The following is a 15,114-nucleotide window of genomic DNA, read 5'->3' as shown; positions in this document are numbered from 1 at the left end:
CCACATTAGGTGTTCCCGCGGACCAGCCGGGCATAACGCCCACCGCGCGTCAGCAGCTCGTCGTGCGTCCCGCGTTCCACGATCCGGCCCTCGTGCAGCACCACGATCTGGTCCGCGTGCTCCACAGTGGACAGCCGGTGCGCGATCGTCAGCGTCGTGCGGCCCGCGGCGAGCCTGTCCAGCTCGGCCTGCACCGAGCGTTCGGTGCGGGTGTCGAGCGCGCTGGTCGCCTCGTCGAGGATGAGCACCGGTGGGCTGCGCAGCATCACCCGGGCGATCGCGATCCGCTGCTTCTCGCCGCCGGAGAAGCGGTAGCCGCGCTGGCCGACGACGGTGTCGTACCCCTCCGGCAGCCCGGCCAAGGTGTCGTGGATGTGCGCGGCCTTCGCCGCCCGTTCGATCTCGTCGTCCGTCGCGTCCGGCTTGGCGAAGCGCAGGTTCTCCCGCACCGTGTCGTGGAAGAGGTAGGTCTCCTGCGACACCAGCCCCACGCCGGCCGCGAGCGAAGCCAGCGTGACGTCCCGGACATCGGTGCCGTCGATCGTCACGGAGCCGCCGCTTACCTCGTACAACCGGGCGACGAGGTAGGCGAGCGTCGTCTTGCCCGAGCCCGTCGAACCGACCAGTGCCGTCGTGGTCCCGGCCGGCACGTCGAGGTCGATGTCCCGCAGCGTCGGCGGGCCGTCTTCGGCGTAGCGGAACGAGACGCCCCGCATCGAGACGTCGCCGCGGCGCACCTCCAGCTCCCGCGCGCCGGGCTTGTCCGCGATCTCCGCCGGCAGGTCCAGGACCTCGAAGATGCGGCCGAACAGCGCTTTCGACGTCGCCACGTTCTGGCCGATGGTCTGCATCGCGCTCGCCGGCGCGACCAGCCGGTTGAGCATGCTGGTGAACGCCACGACGGTGCCGAGCGAGATCGGCGACGCCCCGCCCGCCAGCGCCAGCCCGGCGATCCAGTAGACCAGCGCCGGGATCACCGTCAGGCTCATCGCCCGCGACGCGATCTGCCAGCGGCCGGCCAGTGCGGCCGCTCGTTCCAGCGAAGCGATCTCCCGCGACTCCGCCGCGAAACGCTCGCGCATCGCCTGCTCGTTGCCCATGGTCTTGGCGAGCAGCACCCCGGTGACCGACAGGGATTCTTCGACCATCGTGGTCAGCCGGGCCATCCGGCGGGTCCGGCCGCGGGCCAGGGTCCGCCGCTTCTTGCCCAGCCGCAGCGTGAACAGCAGGAACAACGGCACGACGATCAACGACAGCGCCGCGAGCTGCCAATCCAGCAGGACCAGGGCTACCGCGATGGCGATCGTCGTGGTCGCGTTCTGGACCATCGACCCGGCCGTCGTGGTGATCACGTTGTCCACCCCGCCGATGTCGTTGAACACCCGCGAGAGCACTTCGCCGCTCTTCGTCCGCGTGAAGAAGCCGAGCGACATCCGCTGGAAGTGGCCGTACACCGAGACGCGCAGCTCGTTCATGACCCGCTGCCCGATGGTGTTGGACAGCCCGGTGGTGGCGACGCCGAGGGAGCCGCTGCCGACCGCGCAGACGATCATCCCGGCCGCCAGGAGGCTGATCAGGAGCGTGTCGCGGTGCGGCAGGGCGTCGTCGAGGATCTCGCGCAGCAGGAACGGCGACACCACGCCGAGGCCCGCCTGCACGACGATCAGCGCGAACAGCGCGGCGAGCGGCCCCCGGTGCGGGCGGAACAGCCCGGCGATCCGCCGCAGCGGAACGGGTGCGTCGGCGTCGGCGGCCGGTTCACTCAGGACAGCGGTCATGCACCTATGTTTACCAAAATCCGCCGTCGGCGCCACCGATTTCCGCGAAGTCACACGAAAGTGGACCCGCACACTGTTTAACGTATGCGTACGAACGCGCGCACACCCGCGAAGAGAAGGAGCGGGAGCGACTACCCTCGACAGAGCCGGCCGCGTCCGGCGCGCCACCATCGACCCAGCTGGAGCGTGCACACCCGTGTTCGACACCCTCTCCGATCGGCTCACCGCCGCCCTGCAGACGCTCACGCGCAAGGGCAGGCTGTCCGACGCCGACATCGACGCCACCGCGCGCGAGATCCGCATCGCGCTGCTGGAGGCCGACGTCGCCCTCGGCGTGGTCAAGACCTTCATCGCGAGGATCAAGGAGCGGGCGAAGGGCGCCGAGGTCTCCCAGGCGCTCAACCCCGCACAGCAGGTCGTCAAGATCGTCAACGAGGAGCTCGTCGGGATCCTCGGCGGCGAGACGCGCCGGCTGAACCTGGCCAAGACCCCGCCGACCGTGATCATGCTCGCCGGTCTGCAGGGTGCCGGTAAGACGACGCTCGCCGGCAAGCTCGCGATGTGGCTGAAGAAGCAGGGCCACGCGCCGATGCTGGTCGCCTGCGACCTCCAGCGCCCGAACGCCGTCACGCAGCTGCAGGTCGTCGGCGAGCGCGCCGGCGTCGTCACCTTCGCGCCCGAGCCCGGCAACGGCGTCGGTGACCCGGTCGACGTCGCCCGCCGCGCCATCGCCGAGGCCAAGCACGCGCAGCACGACGTCGTCGTGGTGGACACCGCGGGCCGCCTGGGTGTCGACGAAGAGCTGATGAAGCAGGCCGCGGACATCCGCGACGCGGTCGAGCCGGACGAGGTCCTGTTCGTCGTCGACGCGATGATCGGCCAGGACGCCGTGACCACGGCCGAGGCGTTCCGCGACGGCGTCGGCTTCACCGGTGTCGTGCTCACGAAGCTCGACGGCGACGCGCGCGGTGGTGCCGCGCTGTCCGTCCGCGAGGTCACCGGCCAGCCGATCCTCTTCGCCTCCAACGGCGAGAAGCTCGAGGACTTCGACACCTTCCACCCGGACCGGATGGCGTCGCGGATCCTCGGCATGGGTGACGTGCTCACCCTCATCGAGCAGGCCGAGCAGGCCTTCGACCAGAAGCAGGCCGAGAAGGCCGCGGAGAAGCTCTCCAGCGGCCAGCTCACCCTGGAGGACTTCCTCGAGCAGATGCTCGCGGTCCGCAAGATGGGCCCGATCGGCAACCTGCTCGGCATGCTCCCGGGCGCCGGCCAGATGAAGGACCAGCTGGCCCAGGTCGACGACAAGCACCTGGACAAGCTGCAGGCGATCATCCGTGGCATGACCCCGGCCGAGCGCGAAGACCCGAAGATGATCAACGGGTCCCGGCGGCTGCGCATCGCCAACGGCTCCGGCGTCACCGTTCGCGAGGTCAACGACCTGGTCAACCGGTTCTTCGAGGCCCGCAAGATGATGGCCCAGATGGCCGGCCGGTTCGGCTTCGGCGGCGGGGGCGGCTCGAAGTCCCGCAAGGGCAAGAAGGGCAAGAAGGGCCGCGGGCCCACGCCCCCCAAGGTCCGCGGCGGCTTCCCCGGCGGCATGCCGATGCTGCCCCCGGGTGGCGGCATGCCGGGCGGGATGCCCGACCTGTCGCAGCTCGGCGGCATGAACGACGTCCCGGGCTTCGACCCGTCGAAGTTCAAGCTGCCGAAGAACCCCAAGGACAATTGAGCACCGCGCTGCACGCCGCCGGGGTGATCCTGCCCGGCGGCGAGCCGGGGGAGCTGTGGATCACCGGCGGCCGGATCTCGTTCGAGCCGGTGCCGGACGCCGAGACCCTGGGCCGGGACGTCTTCCTCGTGCCCGGCCTGGTCGACGCGCATTGCCACCCCGGCATCGGCGTCGGCGGGCCCGTGTCGCTCGAAGAGGCGGCCGAGCAGGCGATCACCGACCGCAACGCCGGGACGCTGCTCATCCGCGACTGCGGCCTGCCCATCGACGTCCGGCCGCTGCAGCAACGCGCCGACCTGCCCACGATCATCCGTGCCGGTCGGCACCTCGCCCTGGTCAAGCGCTATATCCCCGGCCTCGGCATCGAGCTGGAGGACCCGTCGCAGCTGCCGGACGCGGTCGCCGAGCAAGCTCGCGACGGCGACGGGTGGGTGAAACTCGTCGGCGACTGGATCGACCGCGGCGTGGGCGACCTCGCGCCGCTGTGGCCGGACGACGTCCTGGCCGAAGCCGTCAAGGTGGCGCACGAGAACGGCGCCCGCGTCACCGCGCACGTGTTCGGCGAAGCGGCGTTGCCGGGGCTGATCGCGTCCGGCATCGACTGCCTCGAGCACGGCACCGGGCTGAGCGCCGACCAGCTGGCCGAGCTGGCACGGCACGACGTCGCCCTGGTCCCGACGCTGATCAACATCGAGAACTTCCCGGGCATCGCGGACAAGGCGGGCAAGTACCCGACGTACGCCGCGCACATGCGCGCGCTGCACGTCGGCGTGGGCGAGATGGTCGCTTCGGCCATCGAAGCCGGCGTACGCGTCTTCGCGGGCAGCGACGCCGGTGGCATGGTCGAGCACGGCAGGCTCGTCGACGAGATCGAGGCGCTCCACCGCGCCGGCATGACCCGCGAGCAGGCCCTCGCGAGCGCGTCTTGGGCCGCCCGCGACTGGCTCGGCCACCCCGGCATCGCCGACGGCGCCCCCGCCGACCTGCTTGTCTACCCGAGCGATCCGCGCGAAGACCTGGGTGTCCTCCGGCATCCGTTGCACATCGTGCTCGGCGGCGTCGTCCACGCGTAGACCCCGCTGATTCCGTTGCGGGGTCGGCACTTTAGCGTGGGAGACGTGACGGACGACGACGGCGCACGGCGCGTGCTGGGAGCGCACTGGTGTTTCGTGGCGTTCTTCGCGGGCATCGCCGGTTACTACCTGGCCAACCTGATCATCGCCGCGGCGGTCAACCGCAACGTCGGCGAGTTCGACCCTCTCGAGCTGCACGACATCGGCCCACTCCTGCTCCTGGCCTTCGTGCCGAACCTCCTGCTCGGCCTCGGCCCGGCGGTGGGCTCGTGGCGGTGGGGACAGGGGCTGCGCGCCGACTTCGGCCTCAAGCCGACCTGGCGCGACGTCCGGATCGGCCTCGCCTGCGGGGTGCTCGCGCTGGTCGTCGGCTACCTGCTCAACCTGATGCTGATCGCGGTCTACGGCGCCGACGACGTCTCCGACAGCCCGCTGACCGACCTCGCCGACACCTTCGACGGCGACACGGTGTGGCTGGTGCTCGCGGCGGTGATCGTCATCGCCGGCGCGCCGATCACCGAAGAACTGCTGGTCCGCGGCACGTTGTGGAACGCGCTGTCGGTCCACCGGATCCCGCCGTGGGTGGTGCTCGTGCTCACCTCGCTCGTGTTCGCCCAGCTGCACGGCGAGCCGACCCGCACCATCGCCCTGTTCGGCCAGGGCATCGCGATGGGACTGGCCCGGCACCTGTCCGGCCGGGTCAGCGCCGGGGTGATCGCCCACGCGGCCAACAACCTGCCGCCCGCGGTGCTCCTGTTCGTCGCGCACTGACCGTTGCGAAGTTCGATGGACAGTAGCTGGACGGATACTGTGAGATCACATCGCGGCGGCTAGGCTCGACCTCTGGAGCCGACCGACGCGGAGGGCAAGGCGTGACCACTTCCCAGCCCCGGGACCCGGCTGCCGACGCCACGCCGTTCCCCGAGCCCGAGGAGCCCGCCGCGACCGCCTTCCTGCCGCCGGCGCCGCGGCACCGGTGGGGCTTCGGCGCCTTCCTGCTCGTCGAGGCCGTGCTGCTGGCCTCGGCGGCCTTCGTGTCCGTCCTCGTCGGCGACACCGGTCCCGGCCCGCTGCCGATGCGCGTCGTGCTGCTCGGCACCATGCTGCCGACGATGATCGCGGCCGGCGTCGCGGTGCTGATCACCTTCGTCCGCGGCAACGGGCCCGTGTCCGACCTGCGGCTCGAGTGGCGCTGGGCCGACGTGAAGACCGGGTTGCGCTACGGCTGCGTCGGGCTCGTCTTCACCACCCTCGCCGCCTACCTGTGGACGCAGCTCGTCGGCGACGCGAACGCGACTTCGGCGATCAGCGCGCTGGTCGAAGACCGCCGGATGTCGATCTCCGCGGCCCTGGTGATGTTCGTCTACCTCTGGCTGCTCGGCCCGATCTGCGAGGAGATCATCTACCGCGGCCTGCTCTGGGGTGCCGCGGAACAGCTGCAGTGGCGCAGCGAGCGCTGGGGCCGGGTCGCGGCCTTCCTGCTGTCGACGGCGGTCTTCGCGGCCAGTCACCTCGAGCCCCTGCGGACGACGTTGCTGCTGGTCATCGCGGTGCCGATCGGCCTGGTGCGGCTGGTCACCGGCCGGCTGCCGGGCAGCATCGTCGCGCACCAGGTGAACAACTTCCTCCCGGCGCTGACCATCCTGCTCGGGGCCCTCGGGGTGGCCTCTTTCTAGGTGCGCGGGTGCCGTCTGGCAGAATGGGTCACTGCCTGCTTCCGCCGGACCCTCTCACCGTGCGAAAGCTCCTGACCTTCGGGTGCCCGCGTCCGTGTCCCCACTCGGCCCGCGTGCGCCCAGCCCAGCACCAGAGAGATTCGAGGAGAACCCACACCCGTGGCCGTCAAGATCAAGCTGCAGCGCCTCGGCAAGATCCGTGCGCCGTACTACCGCATCATCGTCGCCGACGCGCGCACCCGCCGGGACGGCAAGGCCATCGAGACGATCGGCAAGTACCACCCGAAGGAAGAGCCGAGCCTGATCGAGGTCGTCTCCGAGCGCGCCCAGTACTGGCTGGGTGTCGGCGCGCAGCCGACCGAGCCGGTCCAGCGCCTGCTGGAGATCACCGGTGACTGGCAGAAGTTCAAGGGCCTGCCGGGCGCCGAGGGCACCCTGAAGGTGGCCGAGCCGAAGCCGTCCAAGCAGGACCTGTTCAACGCGGCGCTGGCCGCGGCCGGCGAGGAGCCCTCCACCGAGGCCACCACGCCGAAGAAGAAGTCCACCCCGAAGAAGGCCGAGGCCGAGAAGGCGGAGGCCGCTGAGGGCGAGAAGTCCGAGTGAGTTTCCTCGCGGACTCCCTCGAGCACCTGGTGCGCGGGATCGTCGACAACCCGGACGAGGTCCGGGTCGAGCTGCTGACCACGCGCCGTGGCCGCACGCTCGAGGTGCACGTGCACCCCGACGACCTCGGCAAGGTGATCGGCCGGGGTGGTCGCACGGCGACCGCCCTGCGCACCGTCATGGGCGGCATCGGTGGCCGCGGCGTCCGCGTGGACGTCGTCGACACCGACCGCTGAGCCTTCACGGAAAACGGTCAGGATGGACGTCGTAGTCGGCCGCATCGCGAAGGCGCACGGCATCCGCGGGGAACTCGCGGTGGACGTGCGCACGGACTCGCCGGAAGAGCGGTTCAAGATCGGTGCGGCCGTCACGACGAAGCTGCGTGACGGCAGCAAGAGGGAACTCACCATCGCAGCCGCCCGCGAACACAGCGGGCGGCTGCTGGTGCGTTTCGAGGAGGTCCTGACCCGCGACGTCGCCGAGACGCTGCGGGGCGCGCTGCTGGTGGCCGACACGGCCACGCTGCCGCCCACGTCGGACCCGGACGAGTTCTACGACCACGAGCTGGCCGGCCTGCGGGCCGAGCTCGCCGACGGCACGGTCGTCGGCAAGGTCGTCGAGGTCGTCCACTCGCCGGCGGGGGAGCTCCTGGAGCTCGACGTCGAGGGCCGTGACGTGCTGGTGCCGTTCGTCCGCGCGATCGTCCCCACGGTGGACGTCGCCGGCGGCCGGGTCGTGCTCGACCCGCCGGAAGGGCTCCTGGACGCCTGACATGCGGATCGACGTCGTCACGATCTTCCCCGAGTACCTCGACCCGCTGCGCGCCGCGCTGCTGGGCCGGGCGATCGACCGCGGCCTCATCGAGGTCGGCGTGCACGACCTGCGCGACTGGACGCACGACGTGCACCGCGCGGTCGACGACGCGCCGTACGGCGGCGGCCCCGGCATGGTGATGAAGCCGCAGATCTGGGGCCCGGCACTCGACGACGTCTGCACGTCCGAGACGCGGCTCGTCGTCCCGACGCCGGCCGGGCGGCCGTTCACGCAGGAGCTGGCCCACGCCTACGCGTCGGAGAAGCACCTCGTGTTCGCCTGCGGCCGGTACGAGGGCATCGACCAGCGGGTCGTCGACGACGCGGCCCGCCGGATGCCGGTCGACGAGGTGTCGATCGGCGACTACGTGCTGGTCGGCGGCGAGGCGGCGGTGCTGGTCATGGTCGAGGCCGTCGTCCGGCTGCTGCCCGGCGTGCTCGGCAACGCGCGTTCGGCCGCGGAGGACTCGTTCTCCGACGGCCTGCTCGAAGGGCCCAGCTACACGCGCCCGGAGGTGTGGCGGGACCTCGCCGTGCCGGACGTGCTGCGGTCGGGCAACCACGCGTTGATCGACCGCTGGCGGCGTGACCAGGCCCTCGAGCGCACGGCCCGGCGCCGCCCCGATCTCCTGGCGGCGCTGCCGGAAGGTAGTCTCGACAAGCACGATCGCGGGGTCCTCGAGGGCTTGGACCCCGAGCAGGCCGAGGGCCGGTTCTCCCGGCCCGATCCCGGTCTGTAATACTTGACAGGTTGGCGTGAGTGGACCTCCTCGTCCACGAGCCCGCCATCAGCCCCCCGGGTCGCCCGCAGCGGCACCGTTGCGCGCCCGGGATCTGTACGCAAGCCATACCGAAGACGAGGACGGACCACCGATGAACACCCTGGACGCGCTGGACAAGCAGTCGCTGCGTTCCGACATCCCGGACTTCCGCCCGGGCGACACGCTCAAGGTGAGTGTCCGCGTCATCGAGGGCAACCGCGAGCGCAACCAGGTCTTCCAGGGCGTGGTCATCCGCCGTCAGGGCGGTGGCATCCGGGAGACCTTCACCGTGCGCAAGGTTTCGTTCGGGGTCGGCGTCGAGCGCACCTTCCCGGTGCACTCGCCGAACATCGCCTCGATCGAGGTCTTCAAGCGCGGTGACGTCCGCCGGGCGAAGCTGTACTACCTCCGTGACCTGCGCGGCAAGGCCGCCAAGATCAAGGAGCGTCGCGAGAACCGCGAGACGGCGTCGGCTAACTGAGTCACCACCCCGTTACCGGTAGCCTGACGACGTGGCCGAACCCGTGTCCCAGAACGCTCCCGAGGATGACCCCGATCGCTCCGAGGAGGACAAGCCCAGGCTGTCCCGCTCCGAGGAGCGCGGGGGATCCCGCCGGCGGCGAGCCAAGCCCGCCAAGAAACGGTCGTTCTGGAAGGAACTGCCGATCCTGCTCGTGATCGCCCTGGTGCTCACGATCCTGATCCAGACATTCCTCGCGAAGGTCTTCATGATCCCTTCGGGTTCCATGGAGGCCACCCTGCACGGGTGCCCCGGGTGCACCGGGGACCGGATCCTCGTCGACCGGGTCACCTACGACTTCACCGAGCCCGCTCCGGGTGACGTGATCGTGTTCAAGGGCCCGCAGGCCTGGATCAACAACGAGATCGCGCCGCAGGAGTCGGGCAACATCATCGTCCAGGGGCTGCGTGGTCTCGGCTCGCTGGTCGGGTTCGCCCCGCCGGACGAGCGCGACTTCGTCAAGCGGGTGATCGCCGTCGGCGGCCAGACCGTCCAGTGCTGCGACCCGCAGGGCCGCATGATCGTGGACGGCAAGGCGCTCGACGAGCCGTACATCCACTGGGAAGACCCGGCCGTCCAGGAGCAGAAGACCTTCGAGCCGGTCAAGGTCCCCGCCGGGATGCTCTGGGTCCAGGGCGACAACCGCAACAACTCCGACGACTCCCGGTTCCAGGGTGGCGGCGGCGTGAACGGCGCGGTCCCGGTGGAGAACGTCATCGGCAAGGCGCGGATCATCGTCCTGCCGCCGAGCCGGTGGGGCGGCATCTCCGACCACAACCCGCAGGAAGCGGCGCAGCCGGTGGCCTTGGGTGCACCGGCCTGGCAGAGCGGGCTCCCGCTCGGCGCCGGGATCGCGGCGGCGTGGCCGGCCTTGTTCCTCGGTCGCAAGCTCAAGTCCGGACTGCGCCGGGCGGCCGGGCGGAAACCCTAGCCCCTTGCCGGCAGACGGGTGATCCAGCCTTGACACTTCCCGTTCCCCTGACGGCGGCCGAGCCGATCCGGCCGCCGCGAGCCGTGGTGCGCGGCGACCTCTTCTGGGGTCTGCAGGGCACACTCGACCGCCGTGGCCTCGGCCCGGTCGCCGGCGTGGACGAAGCCGGCGCCGGTGCGTGCGCGGGGCCGCTGGTGGTCGCGGCCTGCGTGCTCAAGCAGGGCGACGCGGCGAAGCTGACCGAGCTGACGGACTCGAAGATGATGACGGCCAAGGCGCGCGACCGGGTCTACGACCTGGTCCTCGCCCGGGCCGTCGACTACTCGGTGATCGTCATCCCGACCGAAGAGGTCGATCTCTACGGCATCCGGGTGATGAACCTGGAGGGTATGCGCCGCGCCGCGGCGGCCCTGCGTGTACATCCGGGGTACATCCTGACCGACGGCTTCCGCGTCCCGGGCCTGACGGCCCCGAACGCGGCGGTCATCAAGGGTGACCGTTCGGTGGCCTGCATCGCGGCCGCGTCGGTGCTGGCCAAGGTGACGCGAGACCGCATCATGGCGGGCTACCACGACGACTTCCCGCACTACGGGTTCGACGTCCACAAGGGGTACAGCACGTCCGACCACGTGGCGGCGCTGCGCGAACACGGTCCCAGCGACGTCCACCGCTGGTCGTACACGAACGTGGCCACGGTGGCCGTCAAGCACGGCCTGCGGCCCGCGCGGCCGGTCCTGCTGACGTACGCGGCACTGGAGAAGGCCATGGAGAACGGCGACGGCGCGAGCCTGACGGCCGTCCTCGACGAAGCTTTGGAACCACAACTCAGCCTGCCGCTGCATGCCCCGGCCGCGGCTGTGGGTCACAATGAACGCTCCGCCGGCGGAGCAGCGGCACGATCCCGAGGAGGGGCGCGGATTTCATGAGCGCAGAGGATCTCGAGAAGTACGAGACCGAGATGGAGCTCTCGCTGTACCGCGAGTACCGCGACATAGTCGGCCAGTTCTCGTACGTGGTGGAGACCGAGCGTCGGTTCTACCTGGCGAACGCGGTGGACGTCCAGGTCCGCGACGGCGGCGGCGAGGTGTACTTCGAGGTCCGCATGTCCGACGCGTGGGTCTGGGACATGTACCGCCCGGCCCGCTTCGTCAAGCACGTCCGGGTCATCACGTTCAAGGACGTCAACGTGGAGGAGCTGGACAAGCCGGACCTCCGTCTTCCGGAAGACGGGCCGTTCTCGGGCTAGTCCCACTCGGAGCCGACCGCGCCGGCTCACCCCGCTGGGTGAGCCGGCGCGGTTCTTTTTGCGACCTCAGGGCGTGACGTGCGGGCCGGTTGTCCACAACACCCCGGTTGTCCACAGCTGCCCGATCCGGGTCTGGTGAGCCCCGGCCACCCGCTGGCATCGTCGAAGACACGCACCGTGATCACCGGGACCGCCCCGGTGACGGCTGCGCACCGACGAGGGGGCGAACACGATGACGGGCACCGACGAGCTCGCGAGACACCGCCGCGACCTGGGCGCCTGGGGCGAGAACATCGCCCTCGGCTACCTCCGGGAACGCGGCCTCGTCCTGCTGGCTCGCAACTGGCGCTGCCGCGAAGGCGAGCTGGACCTCGTCTTCACCGACCGCACCCGCGTCATCGTGTGCGAGGTGAAAACCCGCTCCGGCACCGAATTCGGCTTGCCGACGGAGACGGTCACGGAGGAGAAGGCCGGCCGCGTCCGCCGGGCGGCCCAACGCTGGCTCCGCGAGTTCCGCCTCGGCTGGTGCCCCGTCCGCTACGACGTGATCACCGTCCTGGCGGAGCCGGGCACCCGCCCGCGGCTGCAGCACATCGAGGCGGCGTTCTGATGCCCATCGCCAAGGCGTGGTCGGCCGGTCTTGTCGGGATCAACGGCCGGGTGATCGAAATCGAAGCCGACCTCGGCGGCGGGTTGAGCCGGATCACGCTCGTCGGCCTGCCCGACGCGGGGCTGCGCGAGGCGAAGGACCGCGTCCGGTCCGCCGTCCGCAATTCCGGGCAGCCCTGGCCCGACGGCAAGGTCACGCTCGGCCTGTCCCCGGCGAACCTGCCCAAGATGGGGTCGGCCTTCGACCTCGGCATCGCGGCAGCCGTGCTCGCGGCGTCCGGTGCGGTCCCGGCCACCCGGCTGCTCGGCACGGTGCTGCTCGGCGAACTGGCCCTGGACGGCCGCATCCGCGCGGTCCGTGGCATCCTCCCGGGCCTCCTGGCAGCCCGGGAGGCGGGATACGGGCGAGCCGTGGTGCCGACGGACTCCCTCGTCGAGGCGGCGCTCGTGGACGGCATGGACGTCGCGGGCGCGCCCCATCTGCGGGACTTCGTGGCCTGGCTGAAGCGCGAAGCCGAGCTGGCCCACCCGGAGCCGCCCGGGCCGGTGACTCCGCCGGAAGTGCCGGACCTCGCGGACGTCGTCGGCCAGCCGGAGGCCCGCTGGGCACTGGAGGTCGCCGCGGCGGGCGGGCACCACCTGCTCCTGACCGGGCCGCCGGGCGTGGGCAAAACGATGCTGGCGAAGCGGCTGCCGGGCCTCCTCCCGCACCTGACACCGGAGGAGTCGTTGGAGGTCACCGCGGTCCACTCGGTCGACGGCTCGCTGTCGAAGTCCTCGCCGCTGGTCACGGTTCCCCCGTTCGTCGCCCCGCACTATTCGATTTCGGTGCCGGCTCTGATCGGCGGCGGCAGCGGAGTCGCCTGCCCGGGTGCGATCAGCCGGGCCCACCGCGGCGTCCTGTTCCTGGACGAGGTCTGCGAGTTCGGCGGTCAGTGCCTCGAATCGCTCCGGACGGTCCTCGAAGAGGGCGAGGTGCGCATTTCCCGGGTCAAGGGCTCGGTCACCTACCCCGCGCGGTTCCAGCTGGTCCTCGCGACCAACCCGTGTGCGTGCGCGCCGCCGAAGGACGCGGACTGCGTCTGCTCGCCAAGCGCCCGCCGCCGCTACCTCGCCAAGCTTTCCGGCCCGCTCCTCGACCGCGTCGACCTGACGGTCAGGCTGCGCCCCCTGAGCGCGATCAGCGCGCACGACGCCAGCGCGGCGGAGCCATCGGAAGCCGTGCGCGAGCGCGTTCTCGCGGCCCGCGAGCGAGCAGCCCAACGCTGGGGCGAACACGGCTGGCTGTCGAACTCGGAGGTACCGGGACCGGCGCTGCGCCGCAAGTTCGCCCTGCCGCCGAACGCCACGGCGGTCCTGGACCGAGCCATGGACCGAGGAGCCCTGAGCGGCCGCGGAGCCGACCGTTGCTTGCGAATCGCCTGGACCCTGGCCGACCTGGACGGCGAACCCCGCCCGGGCGCCGAACAGGTCGGAGCGGCCCTGGCCTTCCGAGAGCGGGTGGCGGCATGAGCGGGGCTTACCTGCTGCAGGCGGCCAAGCCACCGGTACCTGCCATCCTGGCCGCGCACGTGCTTTCGGCTTTCCGAGAGCAGTGGCCATCAGCGCCCGGTGGCGCCACCGCTCACCACGAGCAGACACGGATATCGCCTGCGGGCAAGCAAGTGCCCGAGCCACGAGCGCTCACCGTGGCCGCCTTCGCCAGGGGGCGCGTCCTCGTGGCTTGTCGGGAACGAGCGGTCGAGCGTCTGACAGCCACCCTCGTCGTCGCTCGCCCGCTGTCACCTTTCCGACCGGGGGGAGGCCTGGGCGCCGACAAGCTGCGGTGGGCGCGGGCGTACCTGCCGCCCGTGGCCCGGCCACTGGCCCCTGCCGTGGTCGCCATTGCAGCCGCCGGCTTGCTGTCGGCTTTTTCAACGGCCGAAAGCAAGCGGGCCGATGAGTCGCGCCGGGCGCGGGCGTACCTGCGGCTGATTCCCGAGCCACCGTCGTCCGCCATGGCTGCCCTCGTTGCTCGGCGCGAGCTGATGACTTCCCGGGACCAGACAGTCGAGCCGCTGCGGGTGCCCGGGTCGGCTTTCGTCGTTGAGCGCGGGCTGGCCGCCTTTCAGGCGGTCGAGTCCGGCAATGCGTTCAGCGAAGGTCGCGTGCCGATGCCGGCAGTTCGAGAGCGGGTGGCGGCATGAGCGCCGACGAGTTGCGGCAGGCCCGTGCCTACCTGCTGCGGGTGGCCGAGCCACCGGCGCCCGCCGTCGTCGCCTTCGTCAGCGCACACGGGCCGATAGCGGCAGCCGCGCGTATCCGGCGTGGCGACTGCCCGGACGAAGTGCTCAAGGTGACCGAGGCACGAAGCGGCTACGACCTCGTCAGCCAGGACTTCGCCCGAGCCGCCGAGGCCGGCGCTCGCCTGGTCGTGCCCGAGGACGACGAGTGGCCCGCCTGGCCGCTGCACGCCATCGATGTCGCGGCTCAGTGTGGCGTCGCCGAAGCCGTGCAGCCACTGGCCCTGTGGGTTGTCGGCGACGTTGCGCTCGGCACCGCCGCCGATCGGGCCGTGGCCATTGTCGGTGCTCGCGCCGCGACCGACTACGGCGAACACCACGCCGCCGAATTCGCGTACGGGCTGGCCGGCCGGAACGTGCCCGTGTTCTCCGGGGCCGCCTACGGCATCGACGGGGCAGCGCACCGCGGTGCGCTCGCCGCCGAAGGCATCACCGCGGCCGTGCTGGGATGCGCCGTCGACGCCGGCTATCCGGCCGGGCACGTCGGGATGCTGAAACGGGTCGTCCGCTCCGGTGGCGCGGTGATCAGCGAGTACCCGCCCGGCACTCCGCCGGCGCGGCACCGCTTCCTCGTCCGCAACCGGCTCATCGCCGCCCTCACCGAGGGCACCTTGGTGGTCGAGGCGGGGCGGCGCAGCGGGGCCCGCAACACTGCCGGCACCGCCGGCGCCTTCGGGAAGGTGGTGATGGCGTTGCCGGGACCGGTGTCGTCGGGGATGTCCGTCGGCTGTCACGAACTGATCCGCGACGCCAAAGCGACGCTGGTCTCGACCGTCGACGAAGTCCTCGAGACCGTCGGACACTTCGGCATCGCCGAGGAGCCCGTCGCGGGCCGGCTGAGACGGCGCACTGACCGGCTGGGGCCGGAGGCATTGCGCGCCTTCGAGGCACTGGTCGTGCGCGCCGACCGGTCCGATGCCGAGGTCGCGGCCGAATCCGGGCTCCCGTTGCGGCGGGTGCGGGCGCTGCTTCCCGAGCTGGAGATCGACGGATTCGCCGTCCGCGGGGAGTCCGGCTGGCGACGACGGAAGGAAAGCGCATGACGACGACGAAATCCGGGCGGAATCGTCGACGTCGTTCGGCCGGTCCGG

General features: G+C 71.1%; 17 protein-coding genes. 16 read left to right on the top strand and 1 reads right to left on the bottom strand.

All coding sequences use genetic code 11. The features are described from left to right. Positions 1-5: 5 nt before the first annotated feature. Positions 6-1,778, bottom strand: coding sequence for an ABC transporter ATP-binding protein (locus tag H5965_RS31665; RefSeq protein WP_310974447.1), 1,773 nt, complete (start codon positions 1,776-1,778; stop codon positions 6-8). 196 nt (positions 1,779-1,974) lie between these two features. Between H5965_RS31665 and ffh the strand changes: the two genes are divergently transcribed. The 16 genes from ffh to dprA all read left to right on the top strand — a co-directional run bounded on the left by ffh (position 1,975) and on the right by dprA (position 15,066). Next, a complete protein-coding gene (gene ffh / locus H5965_RS31660) occupies positions 1,975-3,510 on the top strand; it encodes a signal recognition particle protein (protein WP_310974446.1) in 1,536 nt (511 codons plus the stop codon). Continuing rightward, positions 3,507-4,583: an amidohydrolase family protein gene (locus H5965_RS31655; RefSeq protein WP_310974445.1), complete on the top strand. Its 1,077-nt coding sequence runs from the start codon at positions 3,507-3,509 to the stop codon at positions 4,581-4,583. The genes ffh and H5965_RS31655 overlap by 4 nt, the downstream gene beginning before the upstream one ends. Before the next feature lie 45 nt (positions 4,584-4,628). Next, positions 4,629-5,354, top strand: coding sequence for a type II CAAX endopeptidase family protein (locus tag H5965_RS31650; protein WP_310974444.1), 726 nt, complete (start codon positions 4,629-4,631; stop codon positions 5,352-5,354). 101 nt (positions 5,355-5,455) lie between these two features. Next, the gene (locus tag H5965_RS31645; protein WP_310974443.1) at positions 5,456-6,259 is read left to right on the top strand and encodes a type II CAAX endopeptidase family protein; all 804 of its coding nucleotides are present in this window, start codon (positions 5,456-5,458) and stop codon (positions 6,257-6,259) included. Between the two features lie 159 nt (positions 6,260-6,418). After that, positions 6,419-6,862: a 30S ribosomal protein S16 gene (rpsP, locus tag H5965_RS31640; RefSeq protein ID WP_086838910.1), complete on the top strand. Its 444-nt coding sequence runs from the start codon at positions 6,419-6,421 to the stop codon at positions 6,860-6,862. After that, positions 6,859-7,098 (top strand): RNA-binding protein, encoded by a 240-nt coding sequence (locus H5965_RS31635; RefSeq protein ID WP_003103110.1) that lies wholly within the window; start codon positions 6,859-6,861, stop codon positions 7,096-7,098. The genes rpsP and H5965_RS31635 overlap by 4 nt, the downstream gene beginning before the upstream one ends. A 22-nt stretch (positions 7,099-7,120) precedes the next feature. Next, complete coding sequence (rimM, locus tag H5965_RS31630) at positions 7,121-7,633, top strand: ribosome maturation factor RimM (protein WP_310974442.1); 513 nt, start codon at positions 7,121-7,123, stop codon at positions 7,631-7,633. Position 7,634: 1 nt separating this feature from the next. Beyond that, the gene (gene trmD / locus H5965_RS31625) at positions 7,635-8,414 is read left to right on the top strand and encodes a tRNA (guanosine(37)-N1)-methyltransferase TrmD (RefSeq protein ID WP_310974441.1); all 780 of its coding nucleotides are present in this window, start codon (positions 7,635-7,637) and stop codon (positions 8,412-8,414) included. Between the two features lie 133 nt (positions 8,415-8,547). After that, complete coding sequence (gene rplS / locus H5965_RS31620; protein ID WP_072480952.1) at positions 8,548-8,916, top strand: 50S ribosomal protein L19; 369 nt, start codon at positions 8,548-8,550, stop codon at positions 8,914-8,916. A gap of 31 nt (positions 8,917-8,947) precedes the next feature. Continuing rightward, on the top strand, positions 8,948-9,886 hold the full coding sequence (lepB, locus tag H5965_RS31615; RefSeq protein WP_310974440.1) for a signal peptidase I: 939 nt from the start codon (positions 8,948-8,950) through the stop codon (positions 9,884-9,886). An 83-nt stretch (positions 9,887-9,969) separates the two neighbouring features. After that, positions 9,970-10,812: a ribonuclease HII gene (locus tag H5965_RS31610; RefSeq protein ID WP_310974758.1), complete on the top strand. Its 843-nt coding sequence runs from the start codon at positions 9,970-9,972 to the stop codon at positions 10,810-10,812. Next, positions 10,809-11,132 (top strand): DUF2469 domain-containing protein, encoded by a 324-nt coding sequence (locus H5965_RS31605; protein ID WP_003096226.1) that lies wholly within the window; start codon positions 10,809-10,811, stop codon positions 11,130-11,132. Before H5965_RS31610 ends, H5965_RS31605 begins: the two co-directional genes overlap by 4 nt. Before the next feature lie 232 nt (positions 11,133-11,364). Further along, the gene (locus H5965_RS31600) at positions 11,365-11,742 is read left to right on the top strand and encodes a YraN family protein (protein ID WP_310974439.1); all 378 of its coding nucleotides are present in this window, start codon (positions 11,365-11,367) and stop codon (positions 11,740-11,742) included. Next, a complete protein-coding gene (locus tag H5965_RS31595) occupies positions 11,742-13,253 on the top strand; it encodes a YifB family Mg chelatase-like AAA ATPase (RefSeq protein WP_310974438.1) in 1,512 nt (503 codons plus the stop codon). Before H5965_RS31600 ends, H5965_RS31595 begins: the two co-directional genes overlap by 1 nt. After that, a complete protein-coding gene (locus tag H5965_RS31590) occupies positions 13,250-13,927 on the top strand; it encodes a hypothetical protein (RefSeq protein WP_310974437.1) in 678 nt (225 codons plus the stop codon). The genes H5965_RS31595 and H5965_RS31590 overlap by 4 nt, the downstream gene beginning before the upstream one ends. Beyond that, on the top strand, positions 13,924-15,066 hold the full coding sequence (gene dprA, locus H5965_RS31585; protein WP_310974436.1) for a DNA-processing protein DprA: 1,143 nt from the start codon (positions 13,924-13,926) through the stop codon (positions 15,064-15,066). The genes H5965_RS31590 and dprA overlap by 4 nt, the downstream gene beginning before the upstream one ends. The last annotated feature ends 48 nt before the right edge of the window (positions 15,067-15,114 follow it).

Origin of the sequence: Amycolatopsis sp. 505 (genome assembly GCF_031625235.1) — a bacterium.
Lineage (GTDB): Bacteria > Actinomycetota > Actinomycetes > Mycobacteriales > Pseudonocardiaceae > Amycolatopsis.
This window is presented reverse-complemented; position numbering and strand designations above follow the sequence as displayed.